General features: G+C 37.3%; 19 protein-coding genes and 1 pseudogene. 12 read left to right on the top strand and 8 right to left on the bottom strand.

The window, feature by feature from the left end:
- Window positions 1-365: 365 nt before the first annotated feature.
- Window positions 366-977: a lytic transglycosylase domain-containing protein gene (locus B3X18_RS04405; RefSeq protein ID WP_372410799.1), complete on the bottom strand. Its 612-nt coding sequence runs from the start codon at window positions 975-977 to the stop codon at window positions 366-368.
- A gap of 144 nt (window positions 978-1,121) precedes the next feature.
- On the opposite strand from B3X18_RS04405, the gene ybaK reads away from it, so the two are divergent.
- Window positions 1,122-1,589, top strand: coding sequence for a Cys-tRNA(Pro) deacylase (gene ybaK, locus B3X18_RS04400; RefSeq protein ID WP_005026046.1), 468 nt, complete (start codon window positions 1,122-1,124; stop codon window positions 1,587-1,589).
- Window positions 1,590-1,685: 96 nt separating this feature from the next.
- Here ybaK and B3X18_RS04395 read toward each other — a convergent pair whose 3' ends face one another.
- Window positions 1,686-1,955: a hypothetical protein gene (locus B3X18_RS04395; RefSeq protein ID WP_005026044.1), complete on the bottom strand. Its 270-nt coding sequence runs from the start codon at window positions 1,953-1,955 to the stop codon at window positions 1,686-1,688.
- Window positions 1,956-2,395: 440 nt separating this feature from the next.
- Between B3X18_RS04395 and B3X18_RS04390 the strand changes: the two genes are divergently transcribed.
- Both B3X18_RS04390 and B3X18_RS04385 read left to right on the top strand, forming a co-directional pair.
- The gene (locus B3X18_RS04390; protein ID WP_005026043.1) at window positions 2,396-2,581 is read left to right on the top strand and encodes a hypothetical protein; all 186 of its coding nucleotides are present in this window, start codon (window positions 2,396-2,398) and stop codon (window positions 2,579-2,581) included.
- A 621-nt stretch (window positions 2,582-3,202) separates the two neighbouring features.
- Window positions 3,203-3,556 (top strand): annotated as a pseudogene (locus tag B3X18_RS04385) (DUF6988 family protein); the annotation flags it as partial.
- 1,122 nt (window positions 3,557-4,678) lie between these two features.
- Here the strand turns inward: B3X18_RS04385 and B3X18_RS15255 are convergent.
- Both B3X18_RS15255 and B3X18_RS15250 read right to left on the bottom strand, forming a co-directional pair.
- Complete coding sequence (locus B3X18_RS15255) at window positions 4,679-4,978, bottom strand: hypothetical protein (RefSeq protein WP_010700372.1); 300 nt, start codon at window positions 4,976-4,978, stop codon at window positions 4,679-4,681.
- On the bottom strand, window positions 4,975-5,199 hold the full coding sequence (locus B3X18_RS15250) for a PAAR domain-containing protein (protein ID WP_005026038.1): 225 nt from the start codon (window positions 5,197-5,199) through the stop codon (window positions 4,975-4,977). The genes B3X18_RS15255 and B3X18_RS15250 overlap by 4 nt, the downstream gene beginning before the upstream one ends.
- A 239-nt stretch (window positions 5,200-5,438) precedes the next feature.
- Here B3X18_RS15250 and B3X18_RS04370 point away from each other — a divergent pair, with 239 nt between their 5' ends.
- From B3X18_RS04370 to B3X18_RS04350, 5 genes are read left to right on the top strand one after another with little or no spacing between them, the layout of a single operon-like run.
- Window positions 5,439-6,086: a 2'-5' RNA ligase family protein gene (locus B3X18_RS04370; protein WP_005026036.1), complete on the top strand. Its 648-nt coding sequence runs from the start codon at window positions 5,439-5,441 to the stop codon at window positions 6,084-6,086.
- Window positions 6,068-6,586, top strand: coding sequence for a bifunctional adenosylcobinamide kinase/adenosylcobinamide-phosphate guanylyltransferase (cobU, locus tag B3X18_RS04365; RefSeq protein ID WP_005026034.1), 519 nt, complete (start codon window positions 6,068-6,070; stop codon window positions 6,584-6,586). Before B3X18_RS04370 ends, cobU begins: the two co-directional genes overlap by 19 nt.
- A complete protein-coding gene (gene cobT / locus B3X18_RS04360) occupies window positions 6,586-7,638 on the top strand; it encodes a nicotinate-nucleotide--dimethylbenzimidazole phosphoribosyltransferase (RefSeq protein WP_005026032.1) in 1,053 nt (350 codons plus the stop codon). The genes cobU and cobT overlap by 1 nt, the downstream gene beginning before the upstream one ends.
- Entirely contained in the window at window positions 7,639-8,247 is a 609-nt protein-coding gene (locus tag B3X18_RS04355; protein ID WP_034671335.1) for a histidine phosphatase family protein, read from the top strand.
- A complete protein-coding gene (locus B3X18_RS04350; RefSeq protein ID WP_005026027.1) occupies window positions 8,244-8,996 on the top strand; it encodes an adenosylcobinamide-GDP ribazoletransferase in 753 nt (250 codons plus the stop codon). Before B3X18_RS04355 ends, B3X18_RS04350 begins: the two co-directional genes overlap by 4 nt.
- Here the strand turns inward: B3X18_RS04350 and B3X18_RS04345 are convergent.
- Both B3X18_RS04345 and B3X18_RS04340 read right to left on the bottom strand, forming a co-directional pair.
- The gene (locus tag B3X18_RS04345) at window positions 8,993-9,694 is read right to left on the bottom strand and encodes an LrgB family protein (protein ID WP_005026024.1); all 702 of its coding nucleotides are present in this window, start codon (window positions 9,692-9,694) and stop codon (window positions 8,993-8,995) included. The genes B3X18_RS04350 and B3X18_RS04345 overlap by 4 nt on opposite strands.
- On the bottom strand, window positions 9,691-10,113 hold the full coding sequence (locus B3X18_RS04340; RefSeq protein WP_005026021.1) for a CidA/LrgA family protein: 423 nt from the start codon (window positions 10,111-10,113) through the stop codon (window positions 9,691-9,693). Before B3X18_RS04340 ends, B3X18_RS04345 begins: the two co-directional genes overlap by 4 nt.
- A 114-nt stretch (window positions 10,114-10,227) precedes the next feature.
- Between B3X18_RS04340 and B3X18_RS04335 the strand changes: the two genes are divergently transcribed.
- The 3 genes from B3X18_RS04335 to B3X18_RS04325 all read left to right on the top strand — a co-directional run bounded on the left by B3X18_RS04335 (window position 10,228) and on the right by B3X18_RS04325 (window position 12,223).
- Window positions 10,228-11,127: a LysR family transcriptional regulator gene (locus B3X18_RS04335; RefSeq protein ID WP_017401246.1), complete on the top strand. Its 900-nt coding sequence runs from the start codon at window positions 10,228-10,230 to the stop codon at window positions 11,125-11,127.
- A gap of 98 nt (window positions 11,128-11,225) precedes the next feature.
- Entirely contained in the window at window positions 11,226-11,486 is a 261-nt protein-coding gene (locus tag B3X18_RS04330) for a hypothetical protein (protein WP_005026016.1), read from the top strand.
- Window positions 11,487-11,488: 2 nt separating this feature from the next.
- Window positions 11,489-12,223 carry a zeta toxin family protein gene (locus tag B3X18_RS04325; RefSeq protein ID WP_005026014.1) on the top strand — a complete coding sequence of 245 codons (735 nt, stop codon included), beginning with the start codon at window positions 11,489-11,491 and terminating at the stop codon, window positions 12,221-12,223.
- A gap of 177 nt (window positions 12,224-12,400) precedes the next feature.
- Here B3X18_RS04325 and B3X18_RS04320 read toward each other — a convergent pair whose 3' ends face one another.
- Complete coding sequence (locus B3X18_RS04320; protein ID WP_005026012.1) at window positions 12,401-13,087, bottom strand: type 1 glutamine amidotransferase domain-containing protein; 687 nt, start codon at window positions 13,085-13,087, stop codon at window positions 12,401-12,403.
- Window positions 13,088-13,919: 832 nt separating this feature from the next.
- On the opposite strand from B3X18_RS04320, the gene B3X18_RS04315 reads away from it, so the two are divergent.
- Window positions 13,920-14,468 (top strand): cytochrome b, encoded by a 549-nt coding sequence (locus B3X18_RS04315; RefSeq protein ID WP_005026010.1) that lies wholly within the window; start codon window positions 13,920-13,922, stop codon window positions 14,466-14,468.
- Window positions 14,469-15,635: 1,167 nt separating this feature from the next.
- Here B3X18_RS04315 and B3X18_RS04310 read toward each other — a convergent pair.
- Window positions 15,636-17,327, bottom strand: a 1,692-nt coding sequence (locus B3X18_RS04310) for an electron transfer flavoprotein-ubiquinone oxidoreductase (RefSeq protein WP_286935151.1), incomplete at its 5' end; no start/stop codon positions are given.

Here is a 17,327-nt window from a genome sequence, read left to right as displayed (position 1 = left end):
GCCAGCTCATTATTCTAAAAAGCCCCCTCACATGAGGGGGCTTTTTTTATGCTTTGATTCTGGAATAGAGGGGAAGTTAGCCATCGCGATGCTGCTAGATGTTGATTTGTATATATGATGAAATGCAAGAGCCTTAATAAGGCTTAAAAAGAATTTAAATTTTTGTATTATCGAAGTTGATATTTTTTCTATAGATAAGCAATAACACGATTATTCAGAATAACATAATTTATATAAATAAGAGTATGCAGCTAATATTCGCTTTATCAATTTTCTTAATCCCCTAAAAAGCATCTATACTTTTCAAATATATAATTATTATCAAAACTGTTTAAGTGATTACTTAAATATAGATTAAGCTTCTCTTATAAAGCCTGCTTCAGATTTTTCTGATGTTGCTTTACTTGTTTCGCATACTTTTTTCCTTGACGGCGCATTTTCCAACTGGAGTTATAACCTGTTGGGCCTACGTTATAATAAGCAAGTGCCTTTTTCCAGCTTCCCGCTGCCTGATTGTAGTTTGCTAGAACATAGCTACCGCAATTGATATTATTATATTCTTCAAAAAGATCACCAGGGCAACTTTGTTGCCAGTATCTTGGAATAACCTGTGTCAAACCAATTGCACCAGCTGGTGAGATTGTATAATTACGATAGCTTGACTCTTGACGGATCATAGCTGCTAAAAGTAAAGGATCGATTGCATACTTATCTGCACTTTCTACAATAATAGGCGATAACCGATTGGCTGTTTCAGCTTCAACCGTATAAGCTTTTTGTATGCCCATAGCTAACTTGGCTGAACGTTTAGCAACTGAGCCTCCTCCCAAGGAGGAACAGCCACTAATAATTACAATGCTCGTAATTATAATTAAGTTTTTTATAAGAAATTTTTTTTTATTAAAAGATTGTGCATTTGAAGAATTGATCAAAATCAAAATGTATAACCGACTATAGAAAAACTTATAGAAAAACATATTAAGATGCAGTATAAGGGCAGTCAAGCACCCTATACTTTTTACTACATTTTTCATATATTATTAGATATTAAAAATAGCCTAAGCTAATCTGGATTTTTAAATATAAAAATATAAAATATACTGATTTAAAGGTAATAAAAAATGACGCCTGCATGTAGACTATTAAAAGTAAATAAAATTGATTTTAGTATTCATGAATATGAGCATGATCCTCATACTAAAAATTTTGGATTAGAAGCAGCACAAAAACTGGGCTTGAAAGTTAAAGAAGTATTTAAAACATTATTAGTCACCGATGATAAAAATTATTATGTCGCAGTTTTACCAGTAGCCCATCAATTAAGCTTAAAGAAAATAGCTACAGTAGTAGGAGCTAAAAAACTACATATGGCAGACCCTAAAGATGCCGAACGCCTAACTGGTTATTTAGTAGGTGGGATTAGTCCCGTTGGTCAGAAAAAAAGATTAAAAACAGTTATCTCTATTAGTGCTACAGAACTTGAATGTATGTATGTAAGTGGTGGGAAAAGAGGGCTGGATATAGGGATTAAACCTAATGACCTAGCGCAGGTTTTGGGTGCTAAATTTGCTGATATTATTGATGAATAATCACTTTATTTCAGCTTATTAATTTGAAGATATATTGAAGTCTAACTCACATTGTTACTCACTTATGCAGATCATATAAAAAAGATAAAAGCCGCATTAAGCGACTTTATGATTTGATTCTACATCAAGAATCACAAACTGAACATAAGAGTAGAACCAGAACCTTTTCCTTCCATCTTTATAAGGTTTTTTATATCTTCTTGCTCTAATTCGTGTATTTAGTATTTCGGACCCTAGATTTAATAATTTGGAGAACTCTGCACGACCAATACGTCTTTCACTTTGATGCTTGATTTCTTTTTTAAATTCTTGCATCTCATTAAAGATGGCTTGAAGCCAACTATTTTTAGATTCAGTTCGCATCATGAGGCCTCCTTTATTTTAGACTTGATTTCTCCATATGGTCTCCTTAAATTTTGTATTAGTCAGCAATGCTTCAATTTCAAACAGACCCACATTGGTAAAGATGTGATCCATCTTGCAGCCAAAGACAGCCAGGGGGCGGAGTTGATATTAGTTCAATCCCCTTGCTATCCTCAAATAGCTGCTTACGTGCTGCATCATCCTGATTTTTAAGATACATACGTTTATATGAGCAATCAGTTCATTTTTGGCCATAACAGCTTCTTTGGCCTCCAGACCAGCCGCAGCTTCTACTTCTATAAGTCCGATAAGCTTTTTAGGGCTATAAGGGACAGTCGCTTTACATATCGGATAGACTTATTGGTCTATTCCATTTGTAGGGTTTTTGATGTAAATATGCTACTTCAAATTTGCAGAAAGCAAATTTTCTCCTGGTGAAGCAAATGAAAGAAAAATTAGGCGTAGTTATTTTTTATGCACTGTGCATTTTTGGAATTATCCTTGAATTGGTGGGGTTATTGAATATTGATGTAATGTTTCTAATTGTTGGGGCTGCATTTTTCATTAGTGCATTATTAATAAAATCTGAGTTCAAGCTATATGTCACTTTCTGGAAAAAAGTTGAATAGCGCTATTTAAGTTGGTAAGAATCAAAATCCGCATTGACTAAAGTTAGTGCGGTTTTTTTATAAAATGTGAGAGTGCTTAGTACTTTTTGAATCAATGGGAGTGTAATACCTTAAAAAGAAAATCAGTCGAACGTGTACTAATTGCGAAAAGTATAATTAGAAAAAGATATGCACAGTACTCAACAATTCCATTGGTTGGATTATTGAGGCAATAACGATAAATAATATATGCAATAATTATAAAAATAATTGAAATTAAACTAGGCATTTTAAACTCTATTTTTTAGAAAATATAACACGGCCTGTAATTGTAAGAATAGCTAAAAGCCTCCTTTAGGGGGGGGAAATGAGTAAATATAGTGCACTGATAATTTTTTTCTGCTATATCATTATTATTACTAATCTTTAAAAAACTATCTATTGATAAATGAAATCTGAAGAACTTTTTGAACTTCTCTAGAAATGATCGCTGAGCTGCAACATGAAATTATAAAAAGCGATGTATTGAATTGTGGGCCGCGCTTAGAACTTGTTGAGCAGTGTATTTATATCTCTTTCGAGCATGGAGTCGGTGTGAATCGCCTTTTGTCGATGGGGTAGCCTATCTAGGCGAGGGCGCTTTTAAGGGCGCAGTATGAAGCGGTAGTGAGAGCTTATTGGTTATTATTTATTGCATCTAATTATCAGATTAGTAATTTTAAAAAGTATCATCTTAAGCAGCTTAACTCTTTTGTTCATACAGGAAAACAATCCTTTACCCGGGATATAATGGGCTTTAAAGGTGAAATATTATTAACGCTAATGAGGCAGTCGAATAATCTGATTACTATTGCTGCACAAATAATGTTAAAACATAGAGTACCGGATAAGCAAAAAGTTATTCATTACCTTATTGAAAAATATAGGCAGTGTTTTTATCTGGACGCTGATGTGGATCCAGCAGTAAGAGTGCGAGTTGAAAAATATTTCGAGTGATTGGTTTTTTAACGAAGGACTACTATAAGGCGGCTTCTTTAATAAATAAAATATTAAAAAATCTAACAAGTTAACTTGCATATCTTAAAGCACGATAAATAATTGTGAGTATAGTTGCGATCAGAATATATAAAATATAGTGACCAATACCATCGGAAGGATGGTTTCTAAAGTAGAAGGATAAACCTAATACAATAATAAATATTACTAACTCTTCCATATTAATAAAATCATAAGTTTAACTGAATTTTATTGCACCGATAATAAGTAGACAAGTTTAAAGAAAATTCGAAACTATCAGAAAAACTATATTTAGAAGATCACTTCCTCCGAAGGGTTTTTTTAATAGGTGAGAGTTATGAATATAGACCAGTAAAAAATTCTAACTAAAAAGAAGCCATTAAAAAGGGTATCAAGTGCAAAGTCTTTACCTAAGGTAACTGAAAAATATCTTGAATACCAAGAAAAACTGAGCGGATTCTGAATATTTTAGAAATCAAATTTGAAAATTTTTCACTTTAAATCTACCAAATACTGGCGTTTTGACTTTCATTTGAACGAACACAGTATCTTGATTAAAATAACAGGGAGACCCTTGATCGATGCCATTGAGGATGAAGTTTTAATGTTGAATTATAGCCCGCCGGATTCATAGATTTTATTATGGTTAAAGTAAAAAAGGTGAATCTCAAACAGCTTGAGAGTTAAAAGCCGATTTCAGTAGGTATGTACTCTCATGAAGCTGAACTTGCTCTCATCAACTAAAAATTAAAAAGCCTTGAGAAATCAGAGCTCTTTTTTACTGAACAACTTCGTTGTCATGTACAATTTGCAACTGTGACTTTAATTCTTGGTCTTGAGTATCAGCAATCAGTTTTTGCATTTTCTCTTTGCATTCTGGATACCCACTTTTATATTTTACGAGAAAGTATGAAAATTCAGCTCGTCTATAGTACGGATCCCTCTTGTTCTCAGGCTTATCTAATTCAACTTTTGTAGCTTCAGCCGCTGTGTCGTAACACTTACTAATCACGTCGCTGCTTTTATTTTGCAAAGTAAGTAGCTGACATCTAAATGTAAGTCTTGCAAGATTGTTTGGCTTTTCGGCTAACTGTTTTTCGTTTAGAGTTGCCTTTTTTCAATTTTATGCGATACCTCAAAAGAACAAGCATCAGAAAGTGCTTGCACAACAACGCCGAATAGATTTGACTTGTCTTGATTGTATGGAGGTAACAAATTCTTGAACTCAACAATTTCAGTCTTTGAATCTTCAATGCAGTAGTTCTCAGATTCATCGTTAACAAAGCTATCTGGGCTTGATTGCTGCTGTGACCTTGTAGCTGTTGCTGACTTAGCAGCAGAAGATACGGATCCACTGCCATTTTCCTGAACAACTAAATCTTGTGTAGTTAATAATTTCAATCACATAATAAAGAATCATTGACTCGTGCGGCAGCTTTACCAAAGATTTGCATGTGTGGATCACCAAATATAATCGTAGTAACTGTTTTATGTTTGGGGTAAGTTGCTTTATCACCAGCACATGCGATAGCAAAGCCATCAATCAGGAATATACTGTTCCAAGAAATTACCCGACCGCCACTAGTCGTGGGACAGCCAATAATAATATACGGTGTTGTCATCTTATTCCTTTTTATAGACATGAGTTGATCAAATAATAGCAGACAGAATGGAGGAATCTTTTTGAATTAAGATTCACATGCACAGCCTGAGCTAACTTGAACATTATAGTGACTTTTTTATTTTATATTTAAAAGCTGTTGAAATAGTGAGTGAGAAAAGCTTATTTCATAAATTTCACCCAAGCAAAATTGATGATTAAATGCTTTAATAGCAGGGTTGTAATAGATGTGTAACTAACGTGTTTTTGAAGCCTGATTTATATACGGTTCCTACCATTACACGGAACTATCCCGAATGGCATCATGGCCGCCAGGAATACGGACTCTGGTATATCGAGATTACTGATCCAGAAGTAGTAGCCAATTTAAAAAATATTCGTGAATCTTTTCGGGATTTGCTGCTTGAGCCTAACCAACGCCAGTTTCATATTACACTGTTTATATGCGGCTTTAAAATGAATGATTCAGTAGCACTTTATGATGATGATTTTAGTGCAGTGCAATTTCGACAACAATTACAACAGCTACAAAGACTTTCACCTCCTGTATTCAGTTTAAAAACAGGTCTATTAAATAGTTTTGAAACAGCTTTATTTATTGATATAGAAGATTCTGGAAAATGGCTTAGCCAGTTAAGACAAACTTTAAATTTAAATTGTCCAGAAATTGCTTCTTTAGAATATTATCCACATATTACATTAGGTTTATATCGTGATGCCTTTCCGGCAAAACAAGTATGGGATCGAATTAGGAAGTTTAAAGTAGATCGGTTTAATTTAAATATATCTAAATTAATATTTGGAACTTATCAGGCAAAAGTTCTGCAAGGCCCTTTATATCCTCATACTACTTTTAAGTTAGGTCATATATGTTACAGCTCATTTTAGGAGGCGCCCGTTCAGGTAAAAGCAGGCTGGCAGAAAAAATAGCTCTAGAGAGCGGGCTAAATGTTATTTATATTGCTACTGCACAGCCACTTGATGAAGAAATGCAAGAGAGAATCTTGCACCATCAGGAATCACGGCCACGAGAATGGCAAGTAATTGAAGAGCCTTTATATCTTTCAGAAAAATTACAAGAAATTGATGCTCAAAATCAACTTATTCTGATTGACTGCCTGACCCTGTGGATGAGTAATCTGTTGTTACAGGATGCTTCAGAACTGCAGATGAGTCAGTGTCAAAAGCTGTTAACTATTTTACCAAATCTGAAGTCCGAGATTATTTTGGTGAGTAATGAAACAGGTCTTGGTGTGGTGCCGATGGGGAACATCAGCCGTAAATTTATAGATGAATCTGGACGTTTGCACCAGCAGATTGGACAAATCGCACAAAAAGTAGTGTTTTGTGTAGCTGGATTCCCCATAATACTCAAAGAGGAAAAATAATGAACTGGTGGTTAGAACCTTGTAAGCAGCCAGATACAGAAATAAAAATACTGGCTGAACTACGACAGTCGCAACTGACTAAACCGTCCGGTTCTCTTGGAGAACTGGAGCAGGTTGCTGTCCGTTTAGCTGCCCTGCAGGGTAATGAACGTCCAGAGATTAACTACCCATGGATTACAATTTTTGCTGGTGATCATGGAGTGATGGAAGAGAATATTTCTGCTTATCCTCAAGCTGTTACCCGCCAAATGCTGCAAAATTTTATGACAGGTGGGGCGTGTATCAGCGTTATTGCCAAAGAATACAATGCCAAGTTGAAAGTAATTGACTGCGGTTCAGTTGGGGAACCTTATCATTATCCTGGCGTTGAACGTCACTGTATTGCGCCAGGAACTGCTAACTTTGCCACACAAACTGCCATGACCGAAGAGCAGTGTAAACAGGCAATGGAACTTGGTGCAAAAAGTGTAGAGGAGGCTGTGGCAGAGCAAGCTTCACTCTTTGTTGCCGGGGAAATGGGGATTGGAAATACTTGTTCTGCTTCAGCTGTAGCATGTCTATTATTGAATGAACCTGCAGAGAAATTAACAGGTGTAGGGACGGGTATTCGGCAAGAGCAGTTATCTCATAAAAAGCAGGTTATTGATCAGGCTATTGAGCTACATAAAAGTTATGCAGGATCAGATGCTTTTAAAATTCTTAGTGCTGTAGGTGGTTTAGAGCTCGCAGCGATGACAGGAGCTTATATACGCTGTGCACAACTTGGCTTACCTATAATAGTTGATGGTTTTATCAGCTCAGTATCTGCATTATGTGCTGTACGTTTGAATTCAGCAGTGTGGCATTGGATGCTATTTGGACATCAGTCCGCTGAGTATGGCCACCAGCGTATACTTGCTGAACTTCAAGCCCAGCCACTTTTAAAATTGAACTTGCGGTTGGGGGAAGCCAGCGGCGCTGGTGCTGCCTTAGGTATAATTAAATTAGCTTGCGCTTTACATAATCAAATGGCGACTTTTGCCGAAGCAGCAGTAATTGGTGAAAAAGTTTAGATGTTACAGCTAGACCTTTTGCGCCATGGTCAGACTGAGTTGGGACATACTTTACGTGGCTATACTGACGATGCACTTACACCTGAAGGTTGGCAGCAGATGCAGTTTGCAGTTCTAGAAAAATTACAACAACCGGTTCAGTGGCAGGCTATTTATAGCTCTACACTTATACGTTGTTCACACTTTGCCAGACAGCTCTCACAACAGCTGAAATTACCCTTAATTCTCAATTCTGACCTTAAAGAAATGAATTTTGGACAATGGGAGGGATGCAGTACTGAAGAGATTTATCAACGTGAACCTGAACTCTTAGCCAGTTTCTGGGAGAAACCTTCATTTTATACACCGCCTGAAGCTGAGCCATTACATGAATTTCAATATCGTATTCAACGGGCTTTCCAGCTTATTCATCAGCAAATGTTAGAAAATAACTGGCGACAGGTACTGGTTATTTGTCATGGAGGCGTAATTAAATTGATGAAATGTCTGGCTTTAGATCAGTCACCAGATCATCTTTTAAAAATACCGGCTGAATTAGGCCAGCTCCATACTTTGTACTTAAACCCGCATAATCCCCAATCATATGCACTGGAAGCATCTGAAAAATGATTCGCTTAATGATTGCTTTACAGTTTTTGACGGTCTTTCCAATTAAATTAAAACAGATGCCCAGTCTAAAGCAGAATGCGGAATCCTTACTGTTTTATCCACTGGTTGGGTTGATGATCGGTGGCCTGCTTTTTGCCTTGACTTTGGTTTTACAGGCCTTACCCAGTTTAGTGCTAGCTACTTTTATTCTAGTTATATGGATTTGGCTCACAGGTGGTTTACATCTGGATGGACTCGCAGATACTGCTGATGCCTGGGTTGGCGGTTTTGGTGACCCAGAACGAACTTTAAACATTATGAAAGACCCAAATTGTGGTCCAATTGGCGTGTTAAGCCTGATATTAATCAGTTTATTAAAGCTAGCTGCTTTATATTTGCTGATTGAAATGCATCAATATGATTTGATTATTTTAATCCCACTCTTGGGCCGTTTAGCGCCATTGTTTCTGTTCTTGACGACTCCATATGTACGTAAGTCCGGTTTGGGTTCAGCTATAACTGAATATTTACCTCGCACTATAGCTTTTAGTATATTGATTATCACTACTTTTCTTTCGTGTTATTTAAGTCTTGCCGGATCAATTGGACTTGCAAGCGGAATCGTCACTCTGCTTTATTTAAGATTTAAATTTATTCAGCGCATCGGGGGTATTACTGGAGATACTGTAGGAGCAGCTATCGAAATAAGTGAAACCACAATTTTATTAACATGTGCATTGTCTGTATTTTATCTGCCAGCTTTGGTTTAACCTGTTAAGCGCAAAATAAGCCGAATTAGAAAGGGTCCGGCAAGCACCATAAATACGCCAGCTAAAACCATAGTCAGACTGGCTACTACACCTTCTTCACGGTGACGCATATAAGCCTTGGTAGTACCAAAACCATGTGCAGCATTGCCTAAAGCCGCGCCATGTGCAAAATGGGACTTGAGTTTTAATGCGATCAAAACTAGATCACCACACAGCATTCCCGCAACGCCTGTCATCATGGTAAATAAAATGACCAGTTCTACTGAACCGCCTACGTGTTCAGTAAGTTCTATGGCAAACGGAGTAGAAATAGAACGTGACATTAAACTATAAGTGGTAGCATCATCAAACTTGAATAATCTTGCCAGATAGAAAGCACTTAAAATACCAGCTAACATTCCCGCAAATACCCCTAAACTGATTGAAAATAAATGTTCGCGTATAATGTTACGGTATTCATAAATCGGTATGGCAAAAGCAACAGTGGCCGGGCCTAGCATCCATACCAGCCAGCGACTCTCCTGCATATAGGTTGTATAAGGAATATGAAAATAAACCATTCCAGTGACCAGTACGATTGGTACAAAAAAAGCTGGAGATAATAGTAAATAAGGAAACTGCTGATACAGTCTTTTAGCAAAGTAATAACTGACTAAGGTCAGCAATAATAGTAAATAAGCCAGAACTGTAGTACTCATGCTTTTTCTCCAGCATGATCAGTTGGCACCTGTCTTTTAGCTTTTAAATAATGTTCAAATTTAAAGCCTAGGTAAATACTATAGGCGGTAACTATCATAACGCAAATAGTACCTAATAGGACACTTACAATTAACTGCCACCCCTGATTAAGCAAGAGTGTCTTATAATTCATCACACCAATAACACAGGGAATAAAGAACAGGACCAGTTCATTTAAAATAAAATCCGAACCTTTTTTAATCCATTCAAGTTTAAATACTCCACTTGCTAGAGCCAGCAGAGTAATTATCAGCCCGAGCACCGCTGCAGAGATCGGTAAATTTAATACCTTTTGCAGTAAGTATCCTATACCCCAAAATACAAATAACAGTCCAATCTGGATGAGTAGTTTTAAGGAATAGAAAAGCCGTAACCGCATGATGGTGTCCATAATTTAAATAAAAATAAAAGCTCTACGCTATTTTAAATATAATTTTTATATTAAATTATGAATAATATAAAAATGATTATATCTATTTGGAATAATTTATTTATGGAGTTTAAAGCTTTAAAAATTTTTGTTGAAATTGTGCGTTCTCAAGGGTTTAGTCAGGCAGCTGAACGGCTTTTTCTTACTCAGCCTGCGGTAAGTAAAGCGATTGGCCAACTTGAAAGCGAATTAGGCTGCGAGCTATTCAAGAAGGGTAAAGCCGGCCGCAAACGTGACATCAGACTAACGTATCTTGGAGAGCAGATTTATCAGCATGCTTTAATTATTCTGGATGAACAGAAAAAAATAACTGATACTATTCAGCAGATCCAATCTTTACAGAAAGGTAAGCTGACTCTTGGCTTGCCGCCTTTAGGGTCTGTATTGTTCAGCTCACTTATTGCATTGTTTCATCAAAAATATCCAGAAATTGAGCTGAATTTTCTAGAAGTAGGTGCAAATGGTATAGAACAGGCAATTTTAGCTAAAACAGTTGATGTCGGTATATTGTTAGGTGAATTGAAACCGGTATTTAATTCAATCCCGGTGGTTAATTCTTCCTTATGCTTACTCTCCGTGAGCAACTCGATATGGAAGGGCAGGACTACAGTCAGGCTTGCAGAGCTTAAAACCGAAGATTTCCTTTTTTACGATGACAGTTTTAGTTTAAATAATATGATTACTGAAGCTGCACATCAGGCAGGTTTCGTACCTCATGTAATCTGTAAAAGTAGCCAGTGGGATTTTATTGCGAAGATGGTCGAGTCAGGTATGGGTGTCGCGTTATTACCTGAGCTTTATTGTAATAAGCTTGATCCTGCTAAATTTAATATATCTATTTTACAAGAGCCCTCTTTAAACTGGACTTTAAGCATGGCTTGGGACTCTACTGTCAGTATGTCAGCTGCCACTCGAGCATGGTTAAATATTATTGAGGATAACCGGCAGCTGATTCATCTATAAATAGATAAGATTTAAAATGGTGAGCTGTAAAAATAGACAAAATTCAGCTTTGTGATAAGATGAACTAAATGCGTACAGATTGGCGCAGAGGTGAATCAATGTCAGCACTTACAATGATGAATATGTCCATGCATGAGGAAGCAATGATTCCTAAACTTGCAATACAGGCATTTCGAAATGCATTTGAACAGGCATGTGCTTCTTCTGAAGTCGTTTATACAGAGCAGCATAAACTGGTTAAACACTTGCCAGATGGTGAAAAAGTCTTTCTAAAAGATACTGGACATGCATATCAGTCTATACAGCCGCAGCAGCGTCAGGTAATGAAACGTCGTAAAAAACAGGAAACGGCTATTTAAATATGCCTCAACCTAGAATCAGAATGTTTGCCGGTCCAAATGGTTCCGGTAAAAGTACGATTAAAGAATATTTATTGCCCCATTATATTGGGGCTTATTTAAATGCAGATGAGCTGGAAAAAGAGCTTAAAGAAACCTGTCGATGTAATCTCAAGAGCTATCATCAAGCTTTAAAAGCAGTAGAGCTTATTGAGTTTTTACAGACCAAGAAGCGTAAAAACGGGCCCTTACTTAGTACCTCTCCAATTCTAGAGCCAGATGAAAATATTATCTTCCAGCCAGATGAGGTGGACTCTTACCTGGCTGCCCGTATTATTGACTTCATACGTTTAAAGTTTATCGAACTCAAAGTAAGCTTTACTTTTGAAACAGTCATGTCACATATCAGTAAGATCGAGTTCTTGCGTGAAGCTCAAAAACAGGGTTTTCGCACTTATCTTTATTATGTCTCAACAATTGACCCTGATATTAATATTGCCAGAGTTGAATATCGCGTAAGCCAAGGTGGGCATCCAGTGCCTGAAATTAAAATCCGTGAGCGTTACTACCGGAGTATGGATCTGCTGATGCAGGCTATAGAAGCTTCAGACCGCACCTATATTTTTGATAATTCTTCAAATGGACAAAAAGCTGCATTTATTGCAGAAGTAGAAAATGCGGAAAAACTTCGTGTTAACCCAGAATTACTGGAAGTCCCACGGTGGTTTGCAGAAAAAGTTTTAAGTGAATTTGAATAATAATATTATTTATATATAGAATTGCTCAGTTTCTTTCAAGCTTAGCCTGCTTATTAATAAAGCTAATCTAAGAAAATAGCTATGACAACTTTTTTGATTTCGATACTAAATTATATAAATTCTAACTGATACTTGAACAGCTAGAATTATTTTGATATCTAAATAGCCTAAGTTGTTTTAAGCTTTTTCTAGTTTTAACAACTCTAGTAATTTTACAGCAGCTTCTTCAGAACTACCCGGATTTTGTCCAGTAATGAGTTGCCCCTCAACCAGCACAAAAGATTGCCAGTCTGGACCTTTTTCATATAACGCACCCTGAGCTTTAAACTCATCTTCTATAAGGAAGGGTACGACCTCAGTTAAGCCTACAGCATCTTCTTCACTATTTGAAAATCCCGTCACTTTTTTACCTTTTACAAAGCTTTGACCATTTGAAGTCAAATTTTTAAGCACAGCTGGAGCATGACAGACTAACGCCATTGGTTTTTGTGCCTGATCAAAATACTGCAGAATATTTAAGGAATTCTGATCATTGCTCAGGTCCCAGAGTGGGCCATGACCACCTGGATAAAAGACTGCATCAAACTGTTCAGGTTGTACTTCCGCCAGAATATGTGTATTTGCCAGAGCCTGTTGTGCTTCCTGATCTGCTTTAAAACGCTGAGTGGCTTCAGTTTGTGCATCTGGCTCATCACTTTTTGGGTCCAAAGGAGGTTGACCGCCTGCTGGTGAAGCAAGCGTGATGTCTGCTCCAGCATCTTTAAAGACATAATAAGGAGCTGCAAATTCTTCTAACCAGAAACCAGTTTTTTTACCTGTATTACCTAAAGCACTATGAGATGTCAAAACCATAAGAATTTTCATAAATTTATCCTGAGAAAACGCTAGTATTAATTTAAATAGAAAGTTCAGAATTAGCTTGTAAGTGAAAGAGTTAATGTTCAAGTAAGCTTATGCATCTTTTCACATTAAAAGTGTAAGTCAGGTGAATTGATATTTTTATTGTTTTTGATAAGGAACACTAAACTTTATAAAAATAAAATGATCAATCTAGATGAGTTTATAAAAAGTTTAAAATTTTCATTTTAGACCTCTCAGTTAAAAAATATCTGATCAGCCCTCTGCATTTGATCCTGCTTTTCTTATTACTTCTTTACTCATAGCTTATTTTTTATTCATAGCTGGAAAATTACTGGTTAGCTAATTACAGTGAGTTTTATAGGTTTTCAAACTGAATAAACAATCTATTACTTTTGATTATTCTCGTATACCCAGCTGAACACTGGGCTAAGCTTTTTCTAGAAATATTTACTGTATAGGTTTAAAGATATTCATTTTATGAAGTGCTGGGTTATTTCATGCATTTCCAGATGAGTTGCTAGATTTATAGAAACACTTTCAATGGCTGGTAATTTTGAGTTGGATAATTAATTATAGGAGTAGGTACTCTTGTCTACACTAATTAATTTTTATTTAAATAAAGATAATTATTTAGAATAATAATTAATACCTTACTATTGGTCATTCTAACTTCATGGAGAGGATAAGCATTTCAATTTCGAAACGATGTGTTTTATTTACTCTCGTTTAATCCAGCCAAGAATATAATTAGAATTCAATAAAACAGGCTATAGACAGAAAAAATGCTTCTCTGTCTATTTTTTTATAACAGCTTAAAATAACTTCAGGAATATTTATGACGAATTCGTCAGTTTATTATACCCGTACAGCACAAATCCTGCATTGGGTGATGGCATTTATTTTTCTTACAGCTTGGCTTATAGGTTTTTATAGTGGAAATTTTTTAACTTATGAAATTAATGGAAGTTTTAAGGGCGATATTATTACTCTTCATAAAAATATAGCGACCATACTTATTTTCCTTTTAGTAATCCGTATATTATGGCGCTATACGCATCCCGTACCTGAGCTTCCAGTAAGTATGTCTCCCATGATGAAAAAAGCAGCTCATGCTGGACATTTATGTTTATATCTTGTTTTGATTGCTTTGCCTGTTACAGGCTGTTTATTTAGCTGGTCCGCTGGACATCTTGCTCCTGTATTGTATTTATTCAATTTACCGACGCTTATTCAGCCAAATCAGGAGGTACTTGCAGTAGTAAAGCCTTTACATATTTATCTATCTTGGGGAGCAGGTCTATTAGTCGCCGGGCACATACTTGCAGCTTTAAAACATCATTTTATTGATAAAGATCATATTCTGAAAAGTATGATAGGCCATTGAAGTCTTGAGATGAGTTATATCTAAGCTAACAGGCTAAATCTAATAAGCTTTTTTAATATTAAATATATATTTAAATGATTTAGAAGGTAAATAGATTTAAATCTGTTATTTATTTTTAGGTATATAAATTAAATATTATCTATCTTATTATAGAAATGTCTGTTAAATAGGCAAATCTTGTGTAATCAGCGCAATTGAATAAACGCCCGCTCAAATGAGCGGGTTTTTAATTTTAAAGATCAAATTTTATCAGGCCACTAAATTAATTTAAAGTTTTTCCTAAAAAGCGTATAATAATCAGTTACTAATCATAAGAATTAATAGTGAAAGCACTATGCCAAAATAGGTATTGTTATCAGACCAAGCAGATCAGTAGAGCTCCTGCTAACAGAAATTAAAAGCACAACTTGATACCGAATTTGTAAACCAAGCTGAAAATGTCGATATTTTTGAGAAAAAGTGGTTATATTAGACTCTTATTACCTTTATAAATTGAATGATTGTAGTAACCATGCTGCCTGTAGTTTTAAAATTTATCCGGACTATAGAAAGTAAATAAAAGTAAAAATCGATATAAAATACTGGCCGAATGCTTGTTTACATCTTATGAACTTATAACTTGGTTGCCATTACACATTGCAATTAATACTTATTGTTTAGGTAAGCAGTAAATAGAGGAAGGGAGATAACTGAACCCTGCCATTTTTCTTTTATAGATGATAGAAAATAGGATAAGTAAATATCAATCAGAATGACAGTATAGATAACTTTTAATAGTACTCGTGGCGATATAGAGTTAAAGCATAATAAATCAGAAAAAGTTGTTCTATTCGCATCCCTTGTGCGCCGTATTTAAATAAAATAGTTTTTAGTAAATCAAGTATATGAATTTATTTAATTTAAAAGATAACTTAAATCTTATTTTTCTGCACGAGCACAGCTTATAACTCAGAATGAGAAAACTGTAGAGAATCTAAAAGTTAGTTGGTAATTTTAAATTAAGCATTAAACATAAATTAAAGAGCTACAAAGTATAAAGATTGAAAATCTGATATAGCTAGTTAAACAGGGCTCTGTAAGTAAGCCCTTGCAGATCCTTTAATTTAAATAAGCCCTCTAGAGGGCTTATTTACCTAAAAAATAATAAATGAAGAGCTAAAATAGCTGCTACATATTTGGGTAGTTAGGACCACCACCACCTTCCGGTGTTACCCATGTGATGTTTTGTGAAGGGTCCTTGATGTCACAGGTCTTGCAGTGCACACAGTTCGCTGCATTGATCTGGAACCGCGGTCCAGTCTCTTCCTGAACAATCTCGTAAACCCCGGCCGGACAGTAACGCTGTGCCGGCTCGTCATATTTCGGCAGGTTGACCTCAACCGGAATAGACGCATCAGCCAGCTTGAGGTGAGACGGCTGGTTTTCCTCATGTACCGTGTTGGATACAAAGACAGAAGACAGACGGTCAAAGGTCAGCTTGCCATCCGGTTTCGGATAGTTGGGCTTGAAGCTTTCTGCCTCTACAGTTTTCAGGGCCTTGAAGTCGGGCAGCAGGTCATGCAGGGTAAACGGAACCTTAAACACATTCTGGTCAATAAAGTTAAATGCACCGCCAATCCACTGGCCAAACTTGTGCATGGCCGGGCCAAAGTTACGGGAGCTGTACAGCTCTTCTTTCAGCCAGCTATGGTTGAACTTGTCGGTATAGGCAGTCAGTTCCTTTTCAAAGAAGTCTTCGCCTTCGGCCGCACGGGCATAGCCCACTTCACCACCTTTTTCTACACCGCGGGCAATCGCTTCAAATACCGCTTCACCGCAGAGCATGCCGGACTTCATGGCAGTGTGTGAACCCTTGATCTTGGCAAAGTTCAGGAAACCCGCATCATCACCGATGAGGCAGCCGCCCGGGAAGGTCAGCTTTGGCAACGAGTTCAGGCCACCTTTGGTGACTGCACGCGCGCCATAAGAAATCCGCTTGCCGCCTTCGAGGTATTGTCTGATCAGGGGATGAGTCTTCCAGCGCTGCATTTCAGCAAACGGGAACATATGCGGATTCTTGTACGACAGGTCGACAATCATGCCCAGCGTCACCTGGTTATTTTCGGCATGGTATAGCCACCAGCCCCCAGACGAACCGGTCTCTGACAACGGCCAGCCGGCACCGTGCATCACCAGACCCGGCTTGTGCTTGGCAGGATCAATTTCCCATAGCTCTTTAATACCGATGCCGTAGTGCTGCGGATCGGCATCTTTATCCAGGTTGAATTTCTGGATCAGGCGCTTGCCCAAATGGCCACGGCAGCCTTCGGCAAACAGGGTATATTTGGCCAGCAACTCGTAGCCTGGCATAAAGTTATGGGTTGGCTGCCCATCTTTGCCAATGCCCATGTCACCGGTCTGGATTCCGCGGACCGAACCATCTTCATGGTAGAGGATTTCTGATGCAGCAAAGCCCGGGAAGATCGAGACTTCCAGCTCCTCTGCCTTGGCACCCAGCCAGCGTACGATATTGCCCAGCGAGATGACGTAGTTGCCATCATTATGCATGGTTTTTGGTACCATCCAGTGCGGTGCTTCTTTGGAGGTGGTGTCAGAGAGCAGGAAAAAGGTTCTGTCTTCAGTCACGGGGACATTAAGCGGAGCACCGAGCTCTTTCCAGTCGGGGAAGAGTTCATTCATGGCCCGGGGTTCAAGTACAGCACCTGAAAGAATATGCGCACCAACTTCGGAACCTTTTTCGACGACACAAACGGAAAGATCGGGTAGGTTGTTTTCAATCGCCAGTTGACGGATGCGGATCGCAGCTGAAAGACCTGCAGGTCCTGCACCAACGATCACTACGTCAAACTCCATCGATTC

It is taken from the genome of Acinetobacter sp. UBA6571, from assembly GCF_002434085.1.
Classification (GTDB): Bacteria; Pseudomonadota; Gammaproteobacteria; order Pseudomonadales; family Moraxellaceae; genus Acinetobacter; species Acinetobacter radioresistens.
Note: the sequence above shows the minus strand (reverse complement) of the source record. Positions and strands in the feature narration are given on the sequence as shown.

Bases quoted from the DNA above. Each gene is read 5' to 3' on its own strand.
- B3X18_RS04405 (WP_372410799.1), bottom strand. From the start codon at position 977: ATGTTTTTCTATAAGTTTTTCTATAGTCGGTTATACATTTTGATTTTG.
- ybaK (WP_005026046.1), top strand. From the start codon at position 1,122: ATGACGCCTGCATGTAGACTATTAAAAGTAAATAAAATTGATTTTAGT.
- B3X18_RS04395 (WP_005026044.1), bottom strand. From the start codon at position 1,955: ATGATGCGAACTGAATCTAAAAATAGTTGGCTTCAAGCCATCTTTAAT.
- B3X18_RS04390 (WP_005026043.1), top strand. From the start codon at position 2,396: ATGAAAGAAAAATTAGGCGTAGTTATTTTTTATGCACTGTGCATTTTT.
- B3X18_RS15250 (WP_005026038.1), bottom strand. From the start codon at position 5,199: ATGACAACACCGTATATTATTATTGGCTGTCCCACGACTAGTGGCGGT.
- cobU (WP_005026034.1), top strand. From the start codon at position 6,068: ATGTTACAGCTCATTTTAGGAGGCGCCCGTTCAGGTAAAAGCAGGCTG.
- cobT (WP_005026032.1), top strand. From the start codon at position 6,586: ATGAACTGGTGGTTAGAACCTTGTAAGCAGCCAGATACAGAAATAAAA.
- B3X18_RS04355 (WP_034671335.1), top strand. From the start codon at position 7,639: ATGTTACAGCTAGACCTTTTGCGCCATGGTCAGACTGAGTTGGGACAT.
- B3X18_RS04350 (WP_005026027.1), top strand. From the start codon at position 8,244: ATGATTCGCTTAATGATTGCTTTACAGTTTTTGACGGTCTTTCCAATT.
- B3X18_RS04345 (WP_005026024.1), bottom strand. From the start codon at position 9,694: ATGAGTACTACAGTTCTGGCTTATTTACTATTATTGCTGACCTTAGTC.
- B3X18_RS04340 (WP_005026021.1), bottom strand. From the start codon at position 10,113: ATGCGGTTACGGCTTTTCTATTCCTTAAAACTACTCATCCAGATTGGA.
- B3X18_RS04335 (WP_017401246.1), top strand. From the start codon at position 10,228: ATGGAGTTTAAAGCTTTAAAAATTTTTGTTGAAATTGTGCGTTCTCAA.
- B3X18_RS04330 (WP_005026016.1), top strand. From the start codon at position 11,226: ATGTCAGCACTTACAATGATGAATATGTCCATGCATGAGGAAGCAATG.
- B3X18_RS04325 (WP_005026014.1), top strand. From the start codon at position 11,489: ATGCCTCAACCTAGAATCAGAATGTTTGCCGGTCCAAATGGTTCCGGT.
- B3X18_RS04320 (WP_005026012.1), bottom strand. From the start codon at position 13,087: ATGAAAATTCTTATGGTTTTGACATCTCATAGTGCTTTAGGTAATACA.
- B3X18_RS04315 (WP_005026010.1), top strand. From the start codon at position 13,920: ATGACGAATTCGTCAGTTTATTATACCCGTACAGCACAAATCCTGCAT.